Origin of the sequence: Roseovarius sp. S88 (assembly GCF_037023735.1) — a bacterium.
Classification (GTDB): Bacteria; Pseudomonadota; Alphaproteobacteria; order Rhodobacterales; family Rhodobacteraceae; genus Roseovarius; species Roseovarius phycicola.
This window is the reverse complement of the sequence record NZ_CP146069.1, coordinates 3,481,317-3,503,778: the sequence shown is the minus strand read 5'-3', so window position 1 is coordinate 3,503,778 and position 22,462 is coordinate 3,481,317. Positions and strand designations below refer to the sequence as shown.

Genomic DNA, 22,462 nt, shown 5'->3' with positions numbered 1-22,462 from the left:
CTAGGTCTGCGTGGGCCAAAGTACGGGGATTAACGTGCTGACCAGAAGAATGGCCATCACTATGTTGAACACTCGAAGGCGTGTTGGGCTATTGAGAAATCGACGCATTTGTTGACCTAAGGTGGTCCAGCTTGTTGTACTCACAACGGACATAGCAATATAGGCGCCTGATACCCACAAAACTGCCTGCAGATCCCGGCTGGTCGCGTAGAGCGTGATGGCAGACAAGGCCATGCTCCAAGCTTTGGGGTTGACCCACTGAAAAGCTGCGGCTTGCAGAAAAGTAAGTGGACTGCCTTCGGATTGTGCATGTTCGGGTGGAGTGGCATTCGCAATTTTCCATGCCAAATAGAGCAGATAAATGACGCTGAGACACTTGAGGATCGTGTAGCTTGGCTCCCACATGTCAAAAAGTTGCATGATGCCAATGCCCACAAGAAAGATCATTGATGGAAAGCCAAGGCCGATGCCCAGCATGTGCGGGATTGTGCGGCGGAAGCCAAAATTTGCACCTGAGGCCATCAGCATCAGGTTGTTTGGGCCGGGTGTGATGACCGTAATGAAGGCAAAGCCGACCAGCGCAATGAAGAGCTCGGGTGTCATTGCGCAATGATATGTATGTGATAGCGCATAAAGATTGCTTTTCATCGTGCAATCCAAAGATTTTAGCAATATTAAATGAATATGGATCACATAAACGAACAAATATTGCATGAACTTCAAAAGGACGGTCGACTCACCAACCTGGAGCTCGCTGATCGTGTCGGGCTGTCGCCGTCGGCTTGTTTGCGGCGGGTTCAGGATCTGGAGAAAAGGGGCGTTATTGTCGGGTATCGTGCCAAGCTTGATCGTGCCAAAACCGGAATTGGGTTCGTGGCCTACACAACAGTTGGTCTGAATTCACACACTAAAGACAGCCAGCAGGCGTTTGAACGCGCCATGTCCATCGCGCCCGAAGTTGTGGAATGTCACAACATCACGGGATCGGTTGAATACCTACTGCGGATCGAGGTTGCGGACCTGACAGCCTACAAGGCGTTTCATACCGATGTGATCGGAACCTTGCCGCAGGTGAATGCGATCACCTCTTATGTGGTGATGGGATCACCCAAGGACATGCGGGCTTGAGATAATTGCTTAAGAAAGAAAACGCCCGATCCTGAGATCGGGCGATTTGGGTTTAGTTTAAACTAGACGCGGCCCTTCCAAGGGATCAACCAGTTTTCCAGCGCACGCATCCCGACCTCGATGGCAAAGCCAATTAGGCCGATGATGATGATCCCGACAATGATGACGTCTGTCAGCTGGAACTTGGACGCCGTTACGATCATCTTACCAAGGCCCACGTTCGCCGCAACGAGTTCTGCCGCAACAACAGTACCCCAGCAGACCCCCATGGCCACACGTGCACCGGTAAAGATGTCAGGCAGGGAATTGGGAACGATGACCTTGCTCAGGATCTGCCACTTGGACGCACCCAGCGAATAGGCCGCATGAACCTTGGAGATTGCCACACCGGACACACCAGACCTTGCCGCGATAATCATGATCCATAGGGCGGCTAGGAAGAGCAGAACAACCTTTCCGACCTCGCCGATTCCGAACCAGATGATGATCAGCGGAATGAGCGCCAAGGGTGGAATTGGGCGCATGAATTCGACGATTGGATCAAACCAGCCGCGTGCCCAACCTGTAAGGCCCATGGCGTATCCGATTGGCACACCGACCAAAGCCCCGAGTAGAAAGCCCAGCAAGACACGCTGCAATGAATAACGCGTATGTTCCAGCAGCGTGTAGCCCTGGTAGCCTTCCTTGTTGAGCCAGACGAAGCGTTGAAACACGACTTCGGGCGCTGGCAAGTAGAGTCGCGCCATGCGCAGTCCCACAGCAGGTTCGAATGTCGGCGATCCTTTATCCGTCAAGCCAATCTTGCCCTCGGGGACATCAATCTTTTCGCCCGGCTGAATTGGTTGACCATTTATCGCAACAATCTTTGAGCCATCGCTTTTGGAGACTTCATCATTCTGCCAGACATTGATCACCTTGAAACCATACCTGGCCACCGTCAGAGAGTCGTTCTTGGCAAAGCCGTCACCGGGCTCGACCTCTACCGCTGAGGGTTCGCGCCCCGGCTCTCCGTTTTCACCGATCGTTTGTTGGATATCCTCGCGGTAAACCCGCACCGTCACGTTGGCATCGTCTGTAGCACCATCTTCTAGCTGAGCGGTGTAGGTGAATGTCATGTCGCCGGAGAAGGGCCCGGGAAACTTGGGCAATGGGATCACCGAGTTGGTGAAGGCCACCCACAGCCAGAAAACTGTGATCACCGATATGACCGAGGCCACTCTGTTTGCAGTGATTGCGCTTTCGTCCCCGAAGGTTACGGTTTTCAGCTTGTTGAAGCCTTTCTTCTCAAACGCACTGCGATAGAGCGCTTTTGCGATGAAGAAACTTCCAAAAAACGCCCCGATATAGAGCAGAAGTACGAGAATACCGGTCATGCGCTTTCCTCCGTTCTGCCCATGATTTCCTCTTCCATGTTCCAGATCATGGCGAGGATTTCTTCACGGGTTTTGGCGTACTCTTTGTGTTTCTTGACCTCTCGGAGGTCATTGCCGACACCAAGGTCGGCGAAGGGTAGGCGGTACTCCTTGTGCACCCGACCCGGACGCGGGGCCATGACCAGAAGGCGTTCACCCAAAAGAAGCGCCTCTTCGACCGAGTGGGTGATCAGGATGATTGTTTTGCCTGTATCTTTCCATAGATCGAGCACAAGGCTCTGCATCTTTTCGCGGGTCAGCGCGTCAAGCGCGCCGAGCGGCTCGTCCATCAGGATAACGTCGGGGTCGTTGGCCAGGCAGCGGGCCAGGGCCACACGCTGTTGCATCCCGCCCGAAAGCTCGTAAACGGCTTTTTCCTTAAAGTCCTGCAGGCCGACCACATCCAGAAGGTGTTCTACTTTTTCAGCGCTTTCCTTGCGACTCATGCCCTTCATGTCGGGACCAAAGCTCACGTTATCGCGGACGTTCATCCACTCAAAGAGGGCGCCCTGCTGAAACACCATGCCGCGTTCGGGGTGTGGGCCAGTGACCTCATGCCCGTTGAGTTTAATCCTGCCTTCTGTGGGGGCCAGGAAGCCGGCAACGATGTTCAAAAGCGTTGTCTTGCCGCAGCCCGATGGGCCGAGAACACTCATCAACTCGCCCGACTTGATGTCGAGCGTCACGTTTTTCAACGCTTGGACGTGACCGCCATTCGGCAAGTCGAAGCGCATTGATATGTCATCTATGAATAGACCGTCCACAAGTGTCCCCTTTTTGGCAGGTCGTTCGGCGCTTTGAGCGCTCTAAAGAAAGACGGGCGCTGCTGCGCCCGCCTTTGTTGCCGTGCGTTACTGACCCAGTGGGCCGGTGTTCACGTTGTCTGCATAGGATGCTTTTGCCGCATCAATAGAGCCTGCTTCCACAAAGACGTCTGCAACGCCCTTCATGAAGTCCTGAGCGCCACCGCCGAGCCATTTGGCGGTCAGTTGATCTTCAACAGTTGGGAAGACAAATGTGCTGATTGTCGCCATTGTGTCGTCTTCAGACATACCAGCGTCTTTGGCGATTACCGGCAGCATTTTGGCGTGGTTGGCTTCATCCGCCCACATCGCGTTGGCTTCTGCTGTCACGTCGAGGAACTTGGCGACCATGTCGCTGTTTTCCGCAACAAACGAAGACGGTGCCGAAGTCACGTCGAAGACGAGAATGCCGAGCTCTTCTTTCTCAGCACCAGTCAGAAGCACGTTGCCGCTTTCTTTCATGCGACGCAGTGCGCCACCCCAGCCACATGCCATGTCAACAGAACCTTGTGCCAGAGCCGCCTGACCTTCAGCAGGGGCCATGTCGACCACTTCCAGGCTGTCGAGCGAAACGCCAAAGTGGCTCATTTGCTTGAGGAAGCCATAGTGGGCAGCTGTGCCGAGAGGAACGGCGACTTTCTTACCGGCCAGTTCGCCTGCGCTGCCTTTGTCAATTTCAAGCGCCGACGATACAACGCAGTTGTCATTGTCCGAATAGGACACGGCCACGTCGATGATCTGAAGGTCCTGTCCCGCGCTGGTGGCAACCACGAAGGGTGGGACACCTTGGCTGACAGAAATCTGCACGTCGCCTGACGCCATGGCCGCGCTCATCGCGGTACCTGTGTCGAAGCTGACCCAGTTTACAGTGGCGCCGAGTGCTTCGTCATACATGCCCTGTTCTTTGGCAAACTGGAATGGCATGGGCCATTCCAAGAAATAGCCAACTGTGATGGACTCGTGGCCGTCGGCCAATGCAGCCTGTGATCCTGCCACTACGGCGAGACCGGCTGCGGCACCCATGAGTTTGGATTTGAGTGTCATATTTAGGTTTCTCCCTATACACTTTGGTCATTTTTATGTTTGACGCCGACCCATGACCTTAAGGTGGGCGCAACAATCTTGCGCCACTCCGAGTGGAGTGGCAACAGATGCGACGTCATCCGATCCGAAATTGCGATTCCGTTCAATGGTTTTGTGAAGATTCATGCCCATGTTTTGAGCATCCGAAGCTTTAATTTGGATAAGCATTCGTCAAACCAATTGAATTTACGAAATTTTCGGGTGAACAGAAAGGTGGCATCGCTGGATTTGGCGTTAATCAAAGCTCCGAACTGGCCCTATTTAAGCGGTCAGATTCAGGGCTGATATTGCACAGAGTTCGAGACAAAATACACGCCTGTGCCCGTCCTTTCGATGGGCTATACCTGATGGAGCTTCTCATGGATGGCAACCAGCTGAATGATATCGAAAAAATCGTCGATGCCGACCGCGCACATGTTTGGCATCACCTGATCCAGCACAAACCGTTTGAAACCGGCGCGCCGCGTATCATCGTAGAAGGCAAAGGCATGCGGGTTTGGGACCAGCATGGCAAGGAACATCTGGATGCCGTATCCGGTGGTGTCTGGACCGTCAATGTTGGCTACGGTCGCGAGCGGATTGCCAATGCCGTGCGTGATCAGTTGATCAAGCTGAACTACTTTGCTGGCACTGCTGGTTCGATCCCTGGCGCGCAGTTTTCGGAACGTCTGATTTCGAAAATGCCAGGGATGAGCCGTGTTTATTATGTGAACTCTGGCTCTGAGGCGAACGAAAAAGCCTTTAAGATGGTTCGCCAGATTTCGCACAAACGTTATGGCGGCAAAAAGCACAAGATCCTTTACCGGGACCGCGACTACCACGGCTCAACATTGGCGACGATGTCCGCAGGTGGCCAGGATGAGCGCAACGCGCAATACGGCCCTTTTGCGCCAGGGTTCGTGCGAGTGCCGCATTGCCTTGAGTATCGGGCACAGTGGGATTTGTCTGGTGAGGAATATGGCATTGCCGCTGCGAATGCGATCGAAGAGGTCATCTTGGCCGAAGGGCCCGACACTGTTGGTGCGCTTTGCCTTGAGCCAGTGACGGCAGGCGGTGGCGTTATCACACCGCCGGAAGGTTACTGGCCACGTGTGCAGGAGATTTGCCGCAAGTATGACATCCTGCTGCACATCGATGAAGTTGTGTGTGGTGTGGGCCGGACCGGCACGTGGTTTGGTTATCAGCACTACGGCATCGAGCCTGATTTCGTCACAATGGCCAAAGGTGTGGCCTCTGGTTATGCGGCGATTGCGTGCTGTGTCACCAACGAGCGTGTGTTTGAGATGTTCAAAGAGAATGTCGAGGACCCGCTCGATTACTTCCGCGATATTTCGACCTTTGGAGGCTGTACTGCAGGTCCTGCCGCGGCGCTTGAGAACATGTCGATCATCGAGGAAGAGAATCTTCTGGAGAATACGACGCAGATGGGCGACTACATGTTCGATCAACTGAGCGCGCTGGCCGACAAACATGCCGTGATCGGTGATGTGCGTGGCAAGGGTCTGTTCCTCGGAGCCGAACTGGTTGCAGATCGTGACAGCCGCGATCCTGTGGATGAAAAACAGGCGCAGGCCGTTGTTGCCGACTGTATGCAGCAGGGCGTGATCATCGGTGTAACCAACCGGTCGATTCCTGGGTTCAACAACACGCTGTGTTTCTCGCCAGCGTTGATTTCGACCAAGGATGACATTGATGAGATCGTGTCCGCGGTAGACAATGCGCTTGGTAAAGTCTTCGGTTGAGATCTAAAACATTAGCCGAAAGAGTCACCTGGGAAATTATCCCAGGTGGTTTTTCTTTACCCATGTAAAGCGTTTCGCGAACATCTGTGATTCAGGTTCACCGCGAAACGCTTCAATGCCACCAAGCCTTGCGATGATGACGGTTGAGCCATCCCCCAAGGCTGAGGTGATCGCGGCGGATCAACAATACGAGCGCAATAAAAGCGCCCAATACTGCGAGATCGATCACCGGGTTTCGATTGATTGGAAAGCCGCGGTCATTCAGTGCGAAGGGATCAATAAATCTCTCCCATCGGCGCAGGACCGTGAAGAAATGCATTATGAGTAAGGCCGAATAAGACGCATAGCGAAAAATACCCACAGCCACGCAGAGACAAAGCGCAATCTGCAAGCCACCCGCGAGATAGACCTGCCATAGGCTAAGATCGACCTTGTCAAAATGCCGTGCCAGCTGCTGGTACTGGCCGGGTGTTATGATCTTGTGCGCCGCCCACAGAAACATAAACCACGCCAAGCCGAGGCGCAGGACCAGAAGAGCAACACCGTCTGTCCAATCGTTGGACGAGAGACGTAAATCATCATCCATATCAGTTCTCCGCTATGACGACGGGCGGGGCCAAATCTTGGGGAACCAGTCTTCACGCAACCAGTCGCCCGGTGACATATTATGTCCGGGAAATGGGGGAGAGGTGCGCCCCTGCCTCTCTACATATCGCGCATCATCGCCTACAAGTCGCAGAGAAAACGCACGCCTGCGCCGGGTTGTTTCATTGCCCCGTGCACCGTGCAAAATGCCAAAGTTGAAAGCCACCGCGTCGCCCGGTTGCATAGGCCATTCTGCAACGTCCATGTCTTCTGCATCCGGATCAGGCACAGGTATGAATTCATCCGGGTTTGGATAGAAGTTGTCTTCGCTGAGCCACCGCGTTGGTAGGACAGGCTTTTCCCAAAGATGGGACCCTTTCACGCAACGCAGACTCGCGTCCTCGACTGGATCAACCGGGCACCAGAAGCTAATGTTTTGAGTCCCATCCACAAAATAGTAGGGACCGTCTTGGTGCCACGGCGTCGGTTTGGATGTGCCGGGTTCCTTAACCAGAACGTGGTCGTGGAACATCTGCACTGACTGAGATTTCATGAGGTCTGCCGCAACCTCAGCCGCTGGTGAATTGGTGATCACGTCCGCGAATTCTGGCACATCTTGCCAGTTGCAATAGTCATCAAAGAACCTGCCGCCTTCGCCCTCTTTGAGGTTTTCCGAGGCGTATGGTCCCGGGTTGTGCATATTGCGTTCAATACCATCTCGCAATGTGTCGACCCAGTCTGCAAAGAGTCCGGGGATCATGACAACGCCATCACGCTGATAGGCATGGACATGCGAGTGGCTGATCAGTGGATGTGGCATCATGCGCCTCCCAGTTGGAGGACCAGATTACTGCGATGCTTGTAAAGGTCTATCGTAAAGAAGAACCGGGCGTATTTCGCGCCCGGTTTTGTTCACCTTGGATGGGATGACCTATGCCGCGTTCGGCAAGATCACGATCTCAACGCGGCGGTTTTGTGCTTTGCCTTCTTCGGTCAGGTTGGACGCGATGGGCTGATCCTCGCCACGACCGATGGTTTGAATGCGATTGAAGTCGACGCCGCCATCCATGATAACATCGGCAACCGAGTTCGCCCGCCGTTCCGAAAGCGCCTGGTTATAGGCGGCGCCACCGCTGTTGTCTGTATGACCGACAATTTGCACAGAACTGTCCGGATACTCTTGCAGGTTTGCAGCAACTTTCAGCAGGTCATTGCGCAGGGCGGGATAGACAGTCGAGCTATCCACATCAAAGAGAATATCCTGTGGCAGTGATACGATCAGCCGATCACCTGTGTTGGTGATTGTGACATCGTCATTGCCGAGGCTCTGGCGCAGCTTGGACTCTTGTTCGTCAAGAAGACTCCCTGCAACTACGCCACCGGCCGCTCCGACAACGCCGCCGATCACAGCGCCTTTGCCTTTGTCGTCGCTGACGAGCGCGCCAACACCAGCGCCGAGAATACCGCCCAGAAGCGCGCCGGACTTGGCGTTCTTGTTGGGATCGTTTTCATTAAGATGTGCAGGGCTTGTGCACGCTGCAATCAAACCGAGCGAAACGCTCGCGAGAATCAAAGGGGTTTTGCGAATAATGCTCATGTCCTGAAGCCTCATTGGTTGCGCCCGTTTACCCGGGTCTGGAGTTATAATAGGCAATCAAAGTTCAATCCCCAAGGCATATCTGGGGGGAAAGCGGAGGCTTGGAGCGCAATTTAGTGGGAAAATGGTGGAATTAGGATGTCATTCCGTCGTCTCACGGATGCTATGGCCCGACATTGGCCCTCATGGTAGTGGAGCGTTATGAGTGTGCATCTCCTCCATACAGCCCGGGTTCATTGCGAAGCATTTGACCGTCTGCGGGATTCAATCGCGCCTGGGGTCGAAATTGTTCACCATGTCCACGAACATTGGCTGGACCGCGCACGCGACGGCAAAGGCGGTGATCTTTGGACCGAAATCGACAGTCATTTGCGGCAAATTGAAGGACCTGTTCTTTGCACCTGTTCGACGATTGGACCGATGGCCGAAGCAGCGGGCGCGCTGCGCATTGATTTGCCTATGATGCAAGCTGCAGCGCAACTCGGGGGAAGGGCGCTATTGGTCTATTGTCTCGACAGCACGGTGGAGCCCAGTCGCTTGCTTTTGCAGCGGGCGATTGAGGAGGCTGGAACCGAGCAGGATATTGAATATCTCTCGTTGTCACATCTCTGGCCGATCTTTGAAGCGGGCGAGGTGAACCAATTCGCGCTTGAGATTGCCAAATCCGTCGAGGAGGTCCTGTTGGAGATCCATGAGATCACAGTCGTGGTTCTTGCACAGGTTTCGATGGCGGGTGCAGCGGAAAAACTGACCCATGTAAAGCCACCGGTGCTCAGTTCGCCAAAGCTTGCTCTGGAAACGCTTCTCGCTTTGGGTGCGGCGAAAGTCAGTTGAAAGGACCCCAGCATTCAATATATCCATCCTGCCAAAGCGGATATCGGTGCAGGGAATGGCCATGACGAACTATCTCGACTTCGAAAAGCCTTTGGCGGAGATCGAAGGCAAGGCGGAAGAACTCCGCGCGATGGCGCGTACAAACGAAGAAATGGATGTCGAGGCTGAGGCTGCAGCCCTGGATCGTAAAGCATCCGACTTGCTCGTGGATCTGTACAAGTCTCTGACACCGTGGCGAAAATGCCAGGTCGCGCGTCATCCGGATCGACCGCATTGCCAGGACTATATCAAAGCGCTCTTTTCAGAATATACACCGTTGGCTGGGGACCGTAATTTTGCGGATGATCAGGCTGTTATGGGTGGATTGGCGCGTTTCAACGACACGCCAGTGGTGGTCATCGGTCACGAAAAGGGCACGGATACCAAAAGCCGAATTGAACGCAATTTTGGCATGGCGCGACCCGAAGGGTACCGCAAGGCGATCCGATTGATGGATTTAGCGGATCGCTTTGGGTTGCCGGTTATCACGCTGGTCGATACGCCCGGTGCATATCCCGGAAAGGGTGCAGAGGAGCGGGGTCAAAGTGAAGCGATCGCCCGGTCCACCGAAATGTGTTTGCGCATTGGTGTACCGCTTATCAGCGTGATTATAGGCGAAGGAGGTTCGGGCGGCGCCGTGGCGTTTGCCAGCGCAAACCGCGTGGCGATGCTGGAGCATTCGATTTATTCGGTGATCAGCCCAGAGGGCTGTGCGTCCATACTGTGGAAAGACGCCGAGAAAATGCGCGAGGCGGCCGAAGCGCTGCGATTGACAGCGCAGGATCTGACCAAGCTCGGTGTGGCAGACAAGGTGATCAATGAGCCGTTGGGTGGGGCGCACCGTGACCCGCGGGCAGCAATCGAGTCCGTAGGGCGAGCGATTGAGCAAATGCTCAAACAGCTTTCTGACAAGAGCCCCGCGGCACTGGTTGAAGACCGCCGCAAAAAGTTTCTTTCGATGGGGTCGCAAGGTTTGGCGGCGTGAGAAGAAAGTGACCTCCCTTCCGCACTGATCAGTCTCTAAAATTCATAACGAAAAGCGAGTACGTGAAAACGCTGTCCTCGTCTTTGGTAGCCGCGTCTGCAACTGCTGCTGCGACCACAACGCCAATGACGCCAAAGAACTCTGATCCCTTTGTCTTTTCCAGCTCTGTAAGGTTGATTGGTTTTTGAACTCTGGATTTGGTTTCATCGTTATATACACAGGTGAACGTGGCGTCGGGTGTCTTGTCGGCAAAACTCGGCACGTTCGCAAAAGCAGGCGTCACAACGTCTATGGTGTATAATGAAGTCGAAATTTTGCAGGGCACGCCGACGAGTTCGGTGCGACCGCCCGAGCCGTTTTCGAATGTGCGTATCTCGTTTTTGATCAACTTATTCGGCGTCAGGGCCTTACCAGCGCTATTGTAAACTGGGTTGACCGGTGGGGACGTGATTGCCGAAGTCTGGGGTGCCGAGCACCCGGACAAAACCGCCAAGCCAAGTCCAAAAGCCGCGAATTTCTTGATCATTTTTGCATCTTTCTACTTAATGTAGAACTCAATAATAACCACTCACTCTTAGGGGGCAATTTCCGACAAGCAAGAAACTACGGATGTCTTTGAAACTGTTGCAAAAAGGTTATTTTTGGCGCGGCAAACTTATCCCAGCAACATCTTCAACCCTTGCGTGACGTCCGAGCGTACAGCGAGGCGCAGTCCCGGTTCGTCCCCTGCCTTGAGTGCCGCAATCATAAGACGATGGTAGCGCGGGGGTTCTTTGTGTCGCAAACGCCCATACAGCGCGCGCATCGTGGGACCAAGTTGCAGCCAGACGGTTTCCGCCATGGCAAGCATCGCAGGTGCCTGCGCACGCAAGTAAAGCGTTCTGTGGAACTCCAGATTGGCACGGATATAGCCAACAGCGTCCTGCTGCGAGATCATGTCAGCCACGCGGGCGTTGATGCTGTTGAGACGATCAATAAGGGCGATATGGGCGCGTGGTAGAGCGCGGCTGGCCAGTTCGACTTCGATCAGTGCACGTAGGGCGGCCAGTTCTTCGATACGTTCGTTGGCCAGATCGGGGGCCGTGACCCTGCCGGAGCTTGAAACACTCAACGCGCCCTCGGCAGAAAGGCGTCTGACTGCCTCGCGGGCAGGGGTCATGGAGACACTATATTCCGCGCCGATACCACGCAACGTCAAAGGTTGGGCTGGCCTGAGTTCACCATGCATGATGCGTGCACGCAGGCCGCGGTAGACGCGGTCATGAGCGGAACCTGACTGCGCGGTGCCAGGCGGTGCGAAAACTTCTGGGCGTTGAGAAGATACCATGGCCATTTGTGATCACAAATGGCGATGTGGTCAATCCTGTGGTTGAGATTCAAATCTGTATCGGTGCAATGTTGTTCCTTGGTCTCGCAGCCAACGCCTCGGTTGTTCGAAGCCAGGGCATATGTTTTCGACGGTCGACCAGAATCGAGATGAGTGATTCATTTCGACCAGATGCGCCACTTCATGGGCTGCGACATAATCCAACACTTCAGGCGGCGCGAGGATCAAGCGCCACGAGTACATCAACCCGCCCTGATGCGTGCAAGACCCCCATCTGGACCTCGTATCGCGCAACGCGACCTTCGAGTAGGTTCTGCCAAGTATTGCCGCGTAGTGATCGGAGGCTTGGACCAGCTTTTCGCGGGCCTGTACTTTGAGCCACCCTTGTAGGCGTGCAGCAATCGTATGCGTTGGGCCGGGGACGTAGATCATCCCTGTGTCGCAGGTGACGCATTTGCCGCTGCCTTGCGCAATGCGCAGACGACGCCCCTCGACGGGCAGCTCTGTTCCCAACTTAACGCATTCAAGTTCAGGGTGACGATCGAGTTGTTTCCGCAGCCAGCCAGATTTGTCTTCAGCAAATGCGAGGCCTTCTTTTTGCGTTACGTTGTTGGGTAAAGTCAGCGTCACACGCCCGTCCACCCCTGAGACACGAAGCGAAATTCGGCGCGCCCGACTGGACCGGCGCAGGGTTATTGCAATAGGGGGGTTGCCCGGCAGGACGTGTTGGCCCATATGACCTCGCAGATTATGACCATACTGTTCGCGTCAAAGCCTTTGACACCTCTTTCGTCTTATGGCAGGGCACGCGGATCGTCTGCAAGACAAAGAGATGCCAAAGGGGATTACCATGCCCAAGGAAGAATGGGGCGTGAAGCGTCTTTGCCCAACGACCGGTAAACGCTTTTACGACCTGAACAAGGACCCAATCGTCAGTCCCTACACGGGCGAGGTTGTCGAGATGCATGCTGGCAAAAGCCGGTCTATCGCGGCGGATGCAGAAGACGCCGAAACCAAGAAACTGAAGACCGCAAAAGTCGATGACGAAATTCTCGATGATGATGAGGATGTCGATGTGGACGTTGATCTTGGAGACGACGTTCTGGACGATGATGATGAAGAGGATAATGTCTCGCTCGATGAGATTGCCGATGTCGCACAGGACGACGACGACAGTTAACTGATCGCTGTTGGCGAAAGAGGCATGCCGCGCAGGAATTTACCCTTGATCCTGTGCGGTGCTTTCCTTAGATAGCGTCGCACGCTTAGCCGTTGGTTCAGCGTCAAGAAAGGGGCCTTAGCTCAGCTGGGAGAGCGCTTGCATGGCATGCAAGAGGTCAGGGGTTCGATCCCCCTAGGCTCCACCATCCCCTTAAAGATCGATACGCTTGGCGTTCGTGCGCATGGGACAACGGTGTATGGACGGAAAAGCGTTAGCTGAAGTCCAATACTTTGTTCGCGCCAGGTTGTTTTGGGCAGTCGTATGACTGCGGTTTAGCTGTTAACGGCAAGAAATGCCCTTGAAGCTCACCGCATTCTGTTGTCGGACTACGCCGTTGTTGCCGTTGGGGAGGTGGTGGCGCTAAAGATGAAAGGTATGCAACGAGATCCGCCAAGATATCGCACTGGACTTAGTCAACCTCGATCGTTACCCGATCGAGGATTTGGAACGTGGACCCGGTGCAAAATTTCTGGCGGATTGTCAGCGGAACATGAAGGCAAATGGCTGGTGCAACCTTAGCGGGTTCATCCACGATGATGCGCTGGTCTTGCTTAACTCCGAGGCGAATGAGCTCTTGCCGTCGGCTGATGTGCTACATGTCAAACGCAACATCTATCAAGGCGCAATCGACCCATCGCTGCCTGAGGATGATATACGCAGGAAAGAAGTAACCCATATCGCTGTGCAATTGGCCGATGACCAAATTCCGGCGGATACCAAGCTTAAGCAACTTTACCGCTCTGATATCCTGACCGAATTTGTGCGCAGGGTTCAGATGAAGGATCAGCTCTATCGTTGTGCTGATGAATTTCAGGCGCTGAACATTGTCGCCCTGCACCCTGGGAGTCGGCATGCTTGGCACTATGACACCACGGAGTGCACTGTCACACTGTTATTGCAAGCGGCCGAAGTGGGCGGCGAGTTCACGTTTCTTCCCAATTCGCGCACTGACGATACCGAAAACCGAATGGCCGTCGATAACCTCTTGGCCGGCGACGTGTCGCAGGCGCAAACATTCGCGCGCGGTGCGGGAACCTTCACGCTCTTTCGAGGCGGGTATTCGCTGCACGGAGTAACACAAGTCGAAGGCAATCGTCCCCGTATCTCCGCCATCCTAACCTACGACGAACAACCAGACCGCGTAATTGACGATGAGATCAACATCAGAATTTATGGGAAACGTGTTGAAAGCATACTGGCACGTCGCAAGGCCTAAACGGATGTCGCGTGGGAAGACATGTCAGAGGGCAAGATATCACAAAAAGCGCAACGAAGTCTTGCGTTTTCAAAGCATTGGATGGTGGTGAAGAACAGATGGTCAGCCTTGTGCATCCAGGAAAGGAGCTGCCATCTATCCAGACTATCTATTTAGCTATCAAAAAAGTGAAATAGAAGTCTTATTCGACCTACCTAACCTTGCTCGCGGGATGTTAGACTGGCGCTCGAATCTTAGGGTTGGGGCCTTGTTCAAAACAACTCGAAAACTATCATCGGCTGTTCATGGTCGAGTGCTGAATGCTGTGGAGAAATCTTCTGCGGAATTTGAACCCATTGCGCTTATTACGGAGGAGCGCAAACGGGCGTTCTGTTTCGGGGAAGCACTACGTGCTATCTCAATGTATGTCGGTGAAGATATCGTCTCTCCGCCGAACAATCAGCTCCTCATACTTTTTGAGGCAGCGTATCGCCGTATGAAAACATCGCGCAAAGACTTTAGTCCGCAGGATTTCGCACTTTACGCAATGTCAAGCCTTCTTGTGCAGGTGAAAAAAGAAGAAGAAATTCTGCGGCTCAGATTTGGCGCAGCCCGGTATTTGCTGAATGTAAAGGCACAGCTTACGAGTGACTTTCGAGAACTGGCTTCGGAAGCTCAGGCGTTGTTGAAAACGGCACCTGCAGACTCCAGTTGTCTGGGCGCGTTGCCAGGATCGAAGCCGCACGTCTTTTCCTCCGTTCGCAGAAAACCGATAGGTGCCGACAATCATCAGATCAAACCTGCTCAAGTGCTCAAAGAAACGGCGATTCAACAAGACACTCGAGAAGATAGCGGTGCATACCGGAGATCAGCAACTCGCCATCAGCGCAGCCAGAACCGGGCGTTGAACCAGAGCGCTGCTGTGACCAGCAGTAGTAGTGCAGACACCAGCTCTGATTTCATTCATGAGCGAAGAACGCCGTTTGAAAGGGAAAAATCAAGCAGCTCGATAATCGTTGCGTACGTCTTGTTTCTCTCGTTCGTCATTGGACTAATGGCTATTTTGTTTTCTGGATAGGCAGGGACAGACTGGAATTGCGTTTCTTCCGTGCTTTTTGTGTCGAATGAGGAATTGGAACCTTCCAAAACGCGATGCGAGGTTGGGTGTACGGATTTCGGCCTTGTCGAAAGACTCCCACAATCTTCGGCACGATACGCTTGTTGGCCCAGGCTGAAGACATTTAACGAAGTTTGTCCTTAAAAAGCTCGACGATTTCTTCACGGTAAACTTGGGTTGTTGGTGCGTGTGATGCTCCTGCCAATCCATACACAGGTTCGGGCTGGCTGGTGGTCAGCAGGGCGCCAAAGGCGGGCACATAGTGTTTCAGCAGTTCACTCATTTTTTCCTCCTGTAGTTCTCTTTTGGGTTTTGGTTGAAACCCGAGAGCACGAGGCTGAGATCACCTTTGAGGGTTATGAAAATCAGTGGGAATGGGCCGCCTGTATTACCCCAAAACTGAAATTATCCTGTAAAATCAAAATGGAGATTCAATCGCCTCATCGATTGACGCTACGTTACTTCCACGCCATCCGAGATTTTAGTATTTCGTTTTCTGCAACAATGTTTGTTGATCTTTTTGTATTGTTCACGGTTTCCGCGAATTTGCCTTCAAGCGATTCTAATTGCCATCACGTCAACACTGGTGTCTCCTTCGTCACTTCGATCGTTGTGCCATGTGTGGCACAAAACCGAGCACAACGATGGGACAATGGTCTGTTAGTAAAGAACACGTCAACTTCGGATAAGTCTGCGATTTTGGCAGGAGCGCGGCGCTCGAATTTTGAGGCGTCGGCAGCGAGAAAAACTGCCTGGCTCTGACGAATGATCGCCTTGCTTACGCCAACCTCCTGAATATCAAAGTCCAGGATGTCACCATCTTCGCTGAGCGCTGAGCATCCAATCACGGCCAGGTCGAACCGGAATTGTTCAATAGTTTGCTTGGCCAGTTCGCCAACGAGGCCGCCGTCCGAACGCCGCAAATTCCCGCCGGTAACGACGACTTCGACGTTCGGGTTGGCCGATAGAATAAGGGCGATGTTTGTGTTGTTGGTCACAACTAGAAGGCCCTGATGATGCAGCAGCTCGGTTGCGATGGCTTCGGTCGTTGTGCCGATGTTAAGAAACACAGAACAGTCATGCGGAATATGCCGCGCGCAGAGCCGAGCGATGTCGACTTTCGCAGGTTGGTTCAGTTCGCGGCGTTCGCTGTAGCCCAGGTTGACAGTTGTTGACGGCAAGACCGCACCGCCATGAACGCGCTCAAGTTGTCCGGCATCCGCCAGCTCTGTGAGGTCGCGGCGTATGGTTTGGGGTGTGACCCCAAAATGCGACACCAGCATGTCGACAGTTACTTTGCCTTCGCGTCGCGCGATGCTGATGATTTCCGGCTTTCGAAGCGTTTGACCCATATCTCCTCCAAGCTCAGTGTTGGCCGAGTCGCGCGATTTTTCCACAAGCGACAGGAAATTGCGCGCGAATTTTTTCGTTTTGATCAATTCGCGCTGATAAAGAACATGAATCACTACAGGCGCTGGCGAAAAAACCCGAATGAAATCATAACTGTATTTCAATACGAGCAGAAACGAAAATTTTTACCTTCCATTAGAGGTCGAATCTTGTCACCGATTATCAGTGTGGCGTTCTTAGCCACATGGGAGGAATTCGATGGCACCGGATTTCGATCTGCTGATTATCGGCGGGGGGATCAATGGAGTTGGCATCGCTCGCGACGCAGCGGGCCGCGGGCTTTCGGTTTGCCTTGCGGAAATGAATGACCTGGGTTCAGCGACATCGGGCGCGTCTACGAAACTATTTCATGGTGGTTTACGGTATCTTGAGTATTTTGAATTCCGGCTTGTGCGCGAGGCTTTGATGGAGCGCGAGGTTCTCTTGCGCGCTATGCCGCATATCTCCTGGCCGATGCGCTTTGTTCTCCCTTACCACCACGAAATGCGGTTTGATTCCGAAACGCCCACATCGAAATTGCTCAGCTATGTAATGCCGTGGATGAAAGGCCGTAGACCGGCTTGGCTCATCCGGCTGGGTCTTTTTATCTACGACAACCTTGGTGGTCGCGATCTTTTGCCAGCCACAACATCCATGCGTCTTCAGGGTCGTTCAGAGGGCGCACCTCTGAAGCCAGAGTTTCAAAAAGCTTATGAGTACTCAGATTGCTGGGTTGAGGATTCGCGCCTTGTTGTTCTGAATGCCCGGGATGCGGAAGCAAAAGGCGCTTCTATTCGTCCGCGCACGAAAGTCACTTCAGCAACGGTCGAGGACGGCATTTGGCGGGTGTCCGTGAATGACAGGGTGGCGAATGAAACCTACGACATAACTGCCAAGATGGTGGTGAATGCGGCTGGCCCCTGGGTGGGCGATGTGCTTCGCGGGACACTCAAGAGCAATCAGCAAGGCGGTGTCAGGCTTGTACGCGGCAGCCATATCGTGACGAGAAAGCTATTTGATCACGACAAAAGCTACTTTTTTCAAGGAATTGATGGGCGGATCATCTTTGCCATTCCGTATGAAACGGATTTTACCTTGATTGGAACAACGGATTCAGATCACGCGGATGCGGATGAACGTCCGCAGATTACAGAAGCGGAACAAAGCTATTTGATCGAATTCATCAACCAGTATCTGGCCAAATCGATTTCAGAGGAAGATGTCGTCTGGACGTATTCCGGCGTGCGGCCGCTCTATGATGATGGCGCCAAATCAGCGACGGCAACCACGCGTGAGTATGTTCTCAATTTGGACAAAAGCAGAGGTGCTGCGGCGCTTCACATCTTTGGTGGGAAAATCACGACATATCGAAAACTAGCTGAAGCCGCGCTTGAGAAGGTGGCCGGTGTTTTTCCGCAAATCGATGAGGCCTGGACTGCGGGTGTTGCACTCCCGGGCGGAGACTTTCCGGTCGACGGTTTCGACGCATTGGTCGATGCCTTGCAGGCTGAGTTCATGTACTTGAATGAGCGTTGGGCCAAGCGTCTCGTAAGAGCGTATGGCACTGAGGCACGCGACATTCTCGGGGACGCGGTTACCAGAGATGATCTTGGTGCTGACTTTGGAAGTGACTTGACGCAGCGCGAAGTTGAGTGGCTCATTCACAAGGAATACGCACGTACTGCTGATGATGTGCTCTGGCGTCGGTCCAAGCTTGGTCTGCGCTTGCGCGAGGCGCAGATTCAAAAGCTTGACAATTGGATGGCGGACTACCTGCGCAATAGCTTTCCAGCGGCGGCGGAATAGGGGGATGAGATGACATTGGAGCTCAGGAACATCTCAAAAGTGGTGAACGGCGTGACACATATTCGCCCCACTGACCTTGTTCTTGAAAAAGGCACGATGAACATCCTGTTGGGACCTACACTATCCGGGAAAACCAGTCTGATGCGCCTGATGGCGGGGCTGGATATGCCGACCGGTGGGCAGGTGTTTTGGGAAGGACAAGACGTCACTGGCGTGCGCGTGCAGGACCGGGGCGTCGCCATGGTGTACCAGCAGTTCATCAACTACCCCTCTATGAGTGTTTACGACAACATCGCCTCGCCGCTTCGGATTTCTGGAATGTCCGGGGCCGAGTTGGACAAGGCGGTCAAGAAGGCGGCGGATTTGATAAAATTGACGCCGATGTTGGACCGTAAGCCTTTGGAGCTTTCGGGAGGTCAGCAGCAGCGCTGCGCACTGGCGCGGGCGTTGGTCAAGGATGCTGGGCTCGTCTTGCTCGATGAGCCTTTGGCAAATCTTGATTACAAGCTGCGCGAGGAATTGCGCGCTGAGATCCCGAAGATCTTTGAAGAGTCAGGCGCGGTTTTTGTCTATGCCACAACCGAACCGGAGGAGGCTTTGTTGCTAGGCGGTTCCACTGCGACCCTTTGGGAAGGGCGGATCACTCAGTTTGATGCGACCCCTTACGTTTATCGGCAGCCCGTCGATGCCACCACCGCGCGGGTTTTCAGTGATCCTCCGATGAATTTCCTGAAGATAAGCAAGACCGGCGCCAAACTGATGTTCGGCGACGGTCAAACTGCCCCGGCAACAGGTGCGCTGGAAGATTTGGCAGATGGTCGCTACCTCGCTGGTTTCCGGCCCAACCATGTCGAAATTGAGAACCATACGAAAAGTGCCATGGCCTTTGAGACAAGCCTTGTGGTCACTGAACTGACGGGATCTGAAACATTCGTACATCTTGATCATCATGGGGAGCGCTGGGTGGGACTTTTACACGGGGTGCACAATCTTGAGATAGGTGCAGCCTTGCGCGTCTATCTCGACCCAAGCCATGTTTACATTTTCAGTGAAGACGGGACGCTGGTTGCGCCTGCGTCCTACGCGTTGGCGGCATAGGGGGCGACGATGGCGAAGATAACCCTGGACAATCTGGCGCATTCATACTTTCCCAACCCAACCGGAGAGGCGGATTTCGCGCTCAAGGAGTTGAACCACGACTGGGCGGATGGCGAGGCCTATGCGCTTCTTGGGGCCTCGGGCTGCGGTAAAACGACGTTGCTCAATATCATCTCGGGGCTTCTGACACCAAGTCAGGGACGCATCCTATTCAACGATATGGATGTGACAGCGTCTTCAACCACGGATCGCAATATCGCGCAGGTGTTCCAGTTTCCTGTCGTCTACGACACGATGACGGTGCGTGATAACCTTGCCTTTCCATTGCGCAATCGTGAGGCAGACGCGGGGTATATCGCGATGCGCGTGCAAGGGATTGCTGCGATGATCGGGCTAGAGGAGACGCTGGACCGCAGGGCGCGGGGCCTGACGGCAGATGCCAAGCAAAAGATCAGCCTTGGGCGGGGCATGGTGCGTGAAGACGTCAATGCCCTTCTCTTTGATGAGCCGCTTACGGTGATTGATCCGCATATGAAATGGGAACTGCGCACACAGCTCAAGCAGCTGCATCAGCAGTTCGGCCATACGATGATTTATGTGACTCATGACCAGACTGAGGCGCTTACATTCGCCAACAAAGTGGTCGTGATGCATGACGGGCGCGTGGTTCAGATCGGCACACCTCAAGAGCTTTTTGAGCGGCCGGAGCATACGTTTGTGGGCTACTTCATTGGCTCACCCGGTATGAACCTCATCCCGGCAGATGTGGAAGGAAAAGTGGCCAAGGTGCATGGGGCATCGCTATCGCTGGCGCGCGCCTATGGGGCGTTATCGGGTAAGGTTGAGCTTGGCGTGCGGCCCGAGTTTGTGTCGCTGACCGAGGATGTAGGCCTGCCGGTCAAGGTGCGCCGGGTTGAGGATGTTGGGCGGCACAAGATCGTGCGCGCGGATCTCTTTGGTAGTGAGATCAACATCGTGGCGGGTGAAGACCAATCCATCTCGCCGGACATGACCCGTGTGGCGTTCGATCCGGACCGCGTGAATGTCTATGTTGATGACTGGCTGACAGAAGGGGAGGCTGCGTGATGGAGAAAACCCCAAATCAGAAGGCTTGGTTCCTTGTTTTGCCGGTTCTAGTGCTTGTCGCGTTCTCGGCGGTGATCCCGCTGATGACTGTGGTCAACTATTCGGTGCAAGACACGTTTGGAAATAATCAGTTTTTCTGGGCCGGTCTGGAATGGTTTGAAGAGCTCTTGGCCTCGGACCGCATGTGGGATGCGCTGGGTCGCCAATTGATGTTCTCGGCGATCATCCTGGCGATTGAAATTCCGTTGGGCATCTTCGTAGCGCTTAACATGCCGAAGAAGGGCGTGTGGGTTTCAGTTTGCCTTGTGCTGATGTCCTTGCCCCTGCTGATCCCATGGAACGTGGTTGGCACCATCTGGCAGATTTTTGGCCGCGTCGATATTGGCCTTTTGGGCTATACGCTGTCAGCTTTGGGGATCGATTACAACTACACGCAAGACACGTTTGATGCGTGGGTGACGGTTATCGTCATGGATGTCTGGCACTGGACCTCGCTTGTGGCCCTGCTGGCCTATGCCGGGCTGCAGTCTATTCCAGATGCCTATTATCAGGCGGCCAAGATTGATCAGGCCTCGCGTTGGAAGGTGTTCCGCTACATCGAGCTTCCCAAGATGGCAGGTGTTTTGATGATCGCGATCCTGTTGCGGTTCATGGATAGCTTTATGATCTACACAGAGCCTTTCGTGGTGACGGGCGGTGGTCCCGGCAGTGCGACGACCTTCCTCAGTATTGATCTGGTGAAGATGGCGCTGGGGCAGTTTGACCTTGGACCGGCGGCGGCGTTTTCGATCATGTATTTCCTGGTGATCCTGCTCATTTCCTGGGTGTTCTACACCGTGATGACCAACCTTGACCGGCGGGAGAGGTAAGCGATGGCTGACGCAACAGCACCTCAAACACGGTCTTCTTCGATCCCGGCCATCAACTCGCGGGCCGTGGTGATGGGGCTTTACCTGATCTTCCTCATGCTTCCGATCTATTGGCTGCTAAATATGAGCCTGAAGACCAATACGGAGATCCTGAACACCTTCACGCTTTGGCCGGACAATCCAACGCTCGACAATTACAAGACGATCCTGACCGATCCGGCGTGGTACTCGGGCTATATCAATTCGTTGATCTACGTGGTGATCAACACTGTGATTTCCATCGCTGTGGCCTTGCCTGCCGCCTATGCGTTCTCGCGCTATAGCTTTATGGGTGACAAGCATCTCTTCTTCTGGCTTTTGACGAACCGCATGGCGCCGCCGGCGGTGTTTGCGCTGCCATTCTTTCAGCTTTACTCGTCTGTGGGACTTTTCGATACGCATATCGCGGTGGCCTTGGCGCATTGCCTCTTCAACGTGCCGCTGGCGGTGTGGATTTTGGAGGGCTTCATGCGAGGTGTGCCCAAGGAAATTGACGAGACGGCCTATATCGACGGGTATTCATTTCCGCGGTTCTTCGTGAAAATTTTCATGCCGCTGATTGCGTCGGGCATCGGTGTGGCTGCGTTCTTCTGCTTCATGTTTAGTTGGGTTGAGCTGCTGCTCAGCCGGACACTGACGACTGTGGATGCCAAGCCGATTGCCGCCATCATGACCCGGACGCAAGGGGCTGCTGGCATTGACTGGGGCGTACTTGCGGCGGCGGGGGTTCTGACTATCGTGCCCGGTGCCCTCGTGATCTATTTCGTGCGCAACTACATCGCCAAGGGCTTTGCCCTGGGGAGGGTGTGAAAATGGCCTGGATGGCATGGACATGGCCGACCGCCGCCTTTTTCGGCGTTATCGCGGCCCTTCTGATCACCTTCACGGTGCTTGCGATCAAATATCCTGAAACCCCGCGTGTGGGTATCCTTCGGATTGAGACCACACGGGGCGACCGGCTTTTTATCACGCTTTTGGGCTCGGCCTTTATCAACCTGGCCTGGCTGGGCCTTGTGGGCGCAAACAAGCCTTACGCTTTAATCGTCTGTGCGATCTATGCCTTTGCGGTGTTCCGATGGGTCTGATCGCCAAAACACCGGTGGCCG

Annotated in this window: 25 protein-coding genes and 1 tRNA gene; 14 read left to right on the top strand and 12 right to left on the bottom strand. The window is 54.0% G+C overall.

What is annotated here, in order from left to right; all coding sequences use genetic code 11:
• Positions 1-603: a LysE family translocator gene (locus tag RZ517_RS17725; RefSeq protein ID WP_338551194.1), complete on the bottom strand. Its 603-nt coding sequence runs from the start codon at positions 601-603 to the stop codon at positions 1-3.
• Between the two features lie 81 nt (positions 604-684).
• Between RZ517_RS17725 and RZ517_RS17720 the strand changes: the two genes are divergently transcribed.
• Entirely contained in the window at positions 685-1,128 is a 444-nt protein-coding gene (locus RZ517_RS17720; protein WP_338551193.1) for an Lrp/AsnC family transcriptional regulator, read from the top strand.
• Between the two features lie 62 nt (positions 1,129-1,190).
• On the opposite strand, the gene RZ517_RS17715 is transcribed toward RZ517_RS17720, so the two are convergent.
• The 3 genes from RZ517_RS17715 to RZ517_RS17705 all read right to left on the bottom strand — a co-directional run bounded on the left by RZ517_RS17715 (position 1,191) and on the right by RZ517_RS17705 (position 4,387).
• Positions 1,191-2,492, bottom strand: coding sequence for an ABC transporter permease (locus tag RZ517_RS17715; protein WP_338551192.1), 1,302 nt, complete (start codon positions 2,490-2,492; stop codon positions 1,191-1,193).
• A gap of 5 nt (positions 2,493-2,497) precedes the next feature.
• Positions 2,498-3,304: an ABC transporter ATP-binding protein gene (locus RZ517_RS17710; RefSeq protein ID WP_338549439.1), complete on the bottom strand. Its 807-nt coding sequence runs from the start codon at positions 3,302-3,304 to the stop codon at positions 2,498-2,500.
• Positions 3,305-3,391: 87 nt separating this feature from the next.
• On the bottom strand, positions 3,392-4,387 hold the full coding sequence (locus tag RZ517_RS17705; RefSeq protein ID WP_338549438.1) for an ABC transporter substrate-binding protein: 996 nt from the start codon (positions 4,385-4,387) through the stop codon (positions 3,392-3,394).
• Positions 4,388-4,785: 398 nt separating this feature from the next.
• Here RZ517_RS17705 and RZ517_RS17700 point away from each other — a divergent pair, with 398 nt between their 5' ends.
• Positions 4,786-6,168, top strand: a complete 1,383-nt coding sequence (locus RZ517_RS17700) for an aspartate aminotransferase family protein (RefSeq protein WP_338549437.1) — start codon at positions 4,786-4,788, stop codon at positions 6,166-6,168.
• A gap of 112 nt (positions 6,169-6,280) precedes the next feature.
• Here the strand turns inward: RZ517_RS17700 and RZ517_RS17695 are convergent, their stop codons facing one another.
• From RZ517_RS17695 to RZ517_RS17685, 3 genes are all read right to left on the bottom strand, one after another.
• Positions 6,281-6,754, bottom strand: coding sequence for a DoxX family membrane protein (locus tag RZ517_RS17695; protein WP_338549436.1), 474 nt, complete (start codon positions 6,752-6,754; stop codon positions 6,281-6,283).
• Positions 6,755-6,766: 12 nt separating this feature from the next.
• Positions 6,767-7,573: a phytanoyl-CoA dioxygenase family protein gene (locus RZ517_RS17690; protein ID WP_338549435.1), complete on the bottom strand. Its 807-nt coding sequence runs from the start codon at positions 7,571-7,573 to the stop codon at positions 6,767-6,769.
• A gap of 111 nt (positions 7,574-7,684) precedes the next feature.
• Positions 7,685-8,350, bottom strand: a complete 666-nt coding sequence (locus RZ517_RS17685) for an OmpA family protein (protein ID WP_338549434.1) — start codon at positions 8,348-8,350, stop codon at positions 7,685-7,687.
• Between the two features lie 201 nt (positions 8,351-8,551).
• Between RZ517_RS17685 and RZ517_RS17680 the strand changes: the two genes are divergently transcribed.
• A complete protein-coding gene (locus RZ517_RS17680; protein ID WP_338549433.1) occupies positions 8,552-9,184 on the top strand; it encodes a hypothetical protein in 633 nt (210 codons plus the stop codon).
• A 61-nt stretch (positions 9,185-9,245) separates the two neighbouring features.
• Positions 9,246-10,208: an acetyl-CoA carboxylase carboxyltransferase subunit alpha gene (locus tag RZ517_RS17675; RefSeq protein WP_338549432.1), complete on the top strand. Its 963-nt coding sequence runs from the start codon at positions 9,246-9,248 to the stop codon at positions 10,206-10,208.
• Between the two features lie 28 nt (positions 10,209-10,236).
• Here RZ517_RS17675 and RZ517_RS17670 read toward each other — a convergent pair whose 3' ends face one another.
• From RZ517_RS17670 to RZ517_RS17660, 3 genes are all read right to left on the bottom strand, one after another.
• Positions 10,237-10,734 carry a hypothetical protein gene (locus RZ517_RS17670; RefSeq protein WP_338549431.1) on the bottom strand — a complete coding sequence of 166 codons (498 nt, stop codon included), beginning with the start codon at positions 10,732-10,734 and terminating at the stop codon, positions 10,237-10,239.
• Between the two features lie 129 nt (positions 10,735-10,863).
• A complete protein-coding gene (locus tag RZ517_RS17665) occupies positions 10,864-11,535 on the bottom strand; it encodes a GntR family transcriptional regulator (protein WP_338551191.1) in 672 nt (223 codons plus the stop codon).
• Positions 11,536-11,565: 30 nt separating this feature from the next.
• Entirely contained in the window at positions 11,566-12,270 is a 705-nt protein-coding gene (locus tag RZ517_RS17660; RefSeq protein WP_338549430.1) for a M48 family metallopeptidase, read from the bottom strand.
• A gap of 115 nt (positions 12,271-12,385) precedes the next feature.
• On the opposite strand from RZ517_RS17660, the gene RZ517_RS17655 reads away from it, so the two are divergent.
• The 4 genes from RZ517_RS17655 (at position 12,386) to RZ517_RS17640 (ending at position 15,030) form a co-directional block, all read left to right on the top strand.
• Positions 12,386-12,715: a TIGR02300 family protein gene (locus RZ517_RS17655; protein WP_338549429.1), complete on the top strand. Its 330-nt coding sequence runs from the start codon at positions 12,386-12,388 to the stop codon at positions 12,713-12,715.
• Positions 12,716-12,826: 111 nt separating this feature from the next.
• Positions 12,827-12,902 (top strand) — tRNA-Ala (locus tag RZ517_RS17650).
• Positions 12,903-13,199: 297 nt separating this feature from the next.
• On the top strand, positions 13,200-13,973 hold the full coding sequence (locus RZ517_RS17645) for a HalD/BesD family halogenase (RefSeq protein WP_338549428.1): 774 nt from the start codon (positions 13,200-13,202) through the stop codon (positions 13,971-13,973).
• Positions 13,974-14,220: 247 nt separating this feature from the next.
• Complete coding sequence (locus RZ517_RS17640) at positions 14,221-15,030, top strand: hypothetical protein (protein WP_338549427.1); 810 nt, start codon at positions 14,221-14,223, stop codon at positions 15,028-15,030.
• Between the two features lie 163 nt (positions 15,031-15,193).
• Here RZ517_RS17640 and RZ517_RS17635 read toward each other — a convergent pair whose 3' ends face one another.
• Together RZ517_RS17635 and RZ517_RS17630 are read right to left on the bottom strand one after the other, a co-directional pair.
• Positions 15,194-15,352 (bottom strand): hypothetical protein, encoded by a 159-nt coding sequence (locus RZ517_RS17635; protein ID WP_338549426.1) that lies wholly within the window; start codon positions 15,350-15,352, stop codon positions 15,194-15,196.
• Positions 15,353-15,641: 289 nt separating this feature from the next.
• Entirely contained in the window at positions 15,642-16,421 is a 780-nt protein-coding gene (locus RZ517_RS17630) for a DeoR/GlpR family DNA-binding transcription regulator (RefSeq protein ID WP_338551190.1), read from the bottom strand.
• A 256-nt stretch (positions 16,422-16,677) separates the two neighbouring features.
• Between RZ517_RS17630 and glpD the strand changes: the two genes are divergently transcribed.
• The 6 genes from glpD to RZ517_RS17600 are packed head-to-tail and all read left to right on the top strand — an operon-like array spanning position 16,678 to position 22,441.
• Positions 16,678-18,264, top strand: coding sequence for a glycerol-3-phosphate dehydrogenase (gene glpD / locus RZ517_RS17625; RefSeq protein ID WP_338549425.1), 1,587 nt, complete (start codon positions 16,678-16,680; stop codon positions 18,262-18,264).
• Positions 18,265-18,273: 9 nt separating this feature from the next.
• Complete coding sequence (locus RZ517_RS17620) at positions 18,274-19,362, top strand: ABC transporter ATP-binding protein (protein ID WP_338549424.1); 1,089 nt, start codon at positions 18,274-18,276, stop codon at positions 19,360-19,362.
• Between the two features lie 9 nt (positions 19,363-19,371).
• Positions 19,372-20,448: an ABC transporter ATP-binding protein gene (locus RZ517_RS17615; RefSeq protein WP_338549423.1), complete on the top strand. Its 1,077-nt coding sequence runs from the start codon at positions 19,372-19,374 to the stop codon at positions 20,446-20,448.
• Positions 20,448-21,317 (top strand): carbohydrate ABC transporter permease, encoded by an 870-nt coding sequence (locus RZ517_RS17610; protein WP_338549422.1) that lies wholly within the window; start codon positions 20,448-20,450, stop codon positions 21,315-21,317. Before RZ517_RS17615 ends, RZ517_RS17610 begins: the two co-directional genes overlap by 1 nt.
• Positions 21,318-21,320: 3 nt before the next feature.
• Positions 21,321-22,166, top strand: coding sequence for a carbohydrate ABC transporter permease (locus RZ517_RS17605; RefSeq protein WP_338549421.1), 846 nt, complete (start codon positions 21,321-21,323; stop codon positions 22,164-22,166).
• Positions 22,167-22,168: 2 nt separating this feature from the next.
• The gene (locus RZ517_RS17600; protein ID WP_338549420.1) at positions 22,169-22,441 is read left to right on the top strand and encodes a DUF2160 domain-containing protein; all 273 of its coding nucleotides are present in this window, start codon (positions 22,169-22,171) and stop codon (positions 22,439-22,441) included.
• The last annotated feature ends 21 nt before the right edge of the window (positions 22,442-22,462 follow it).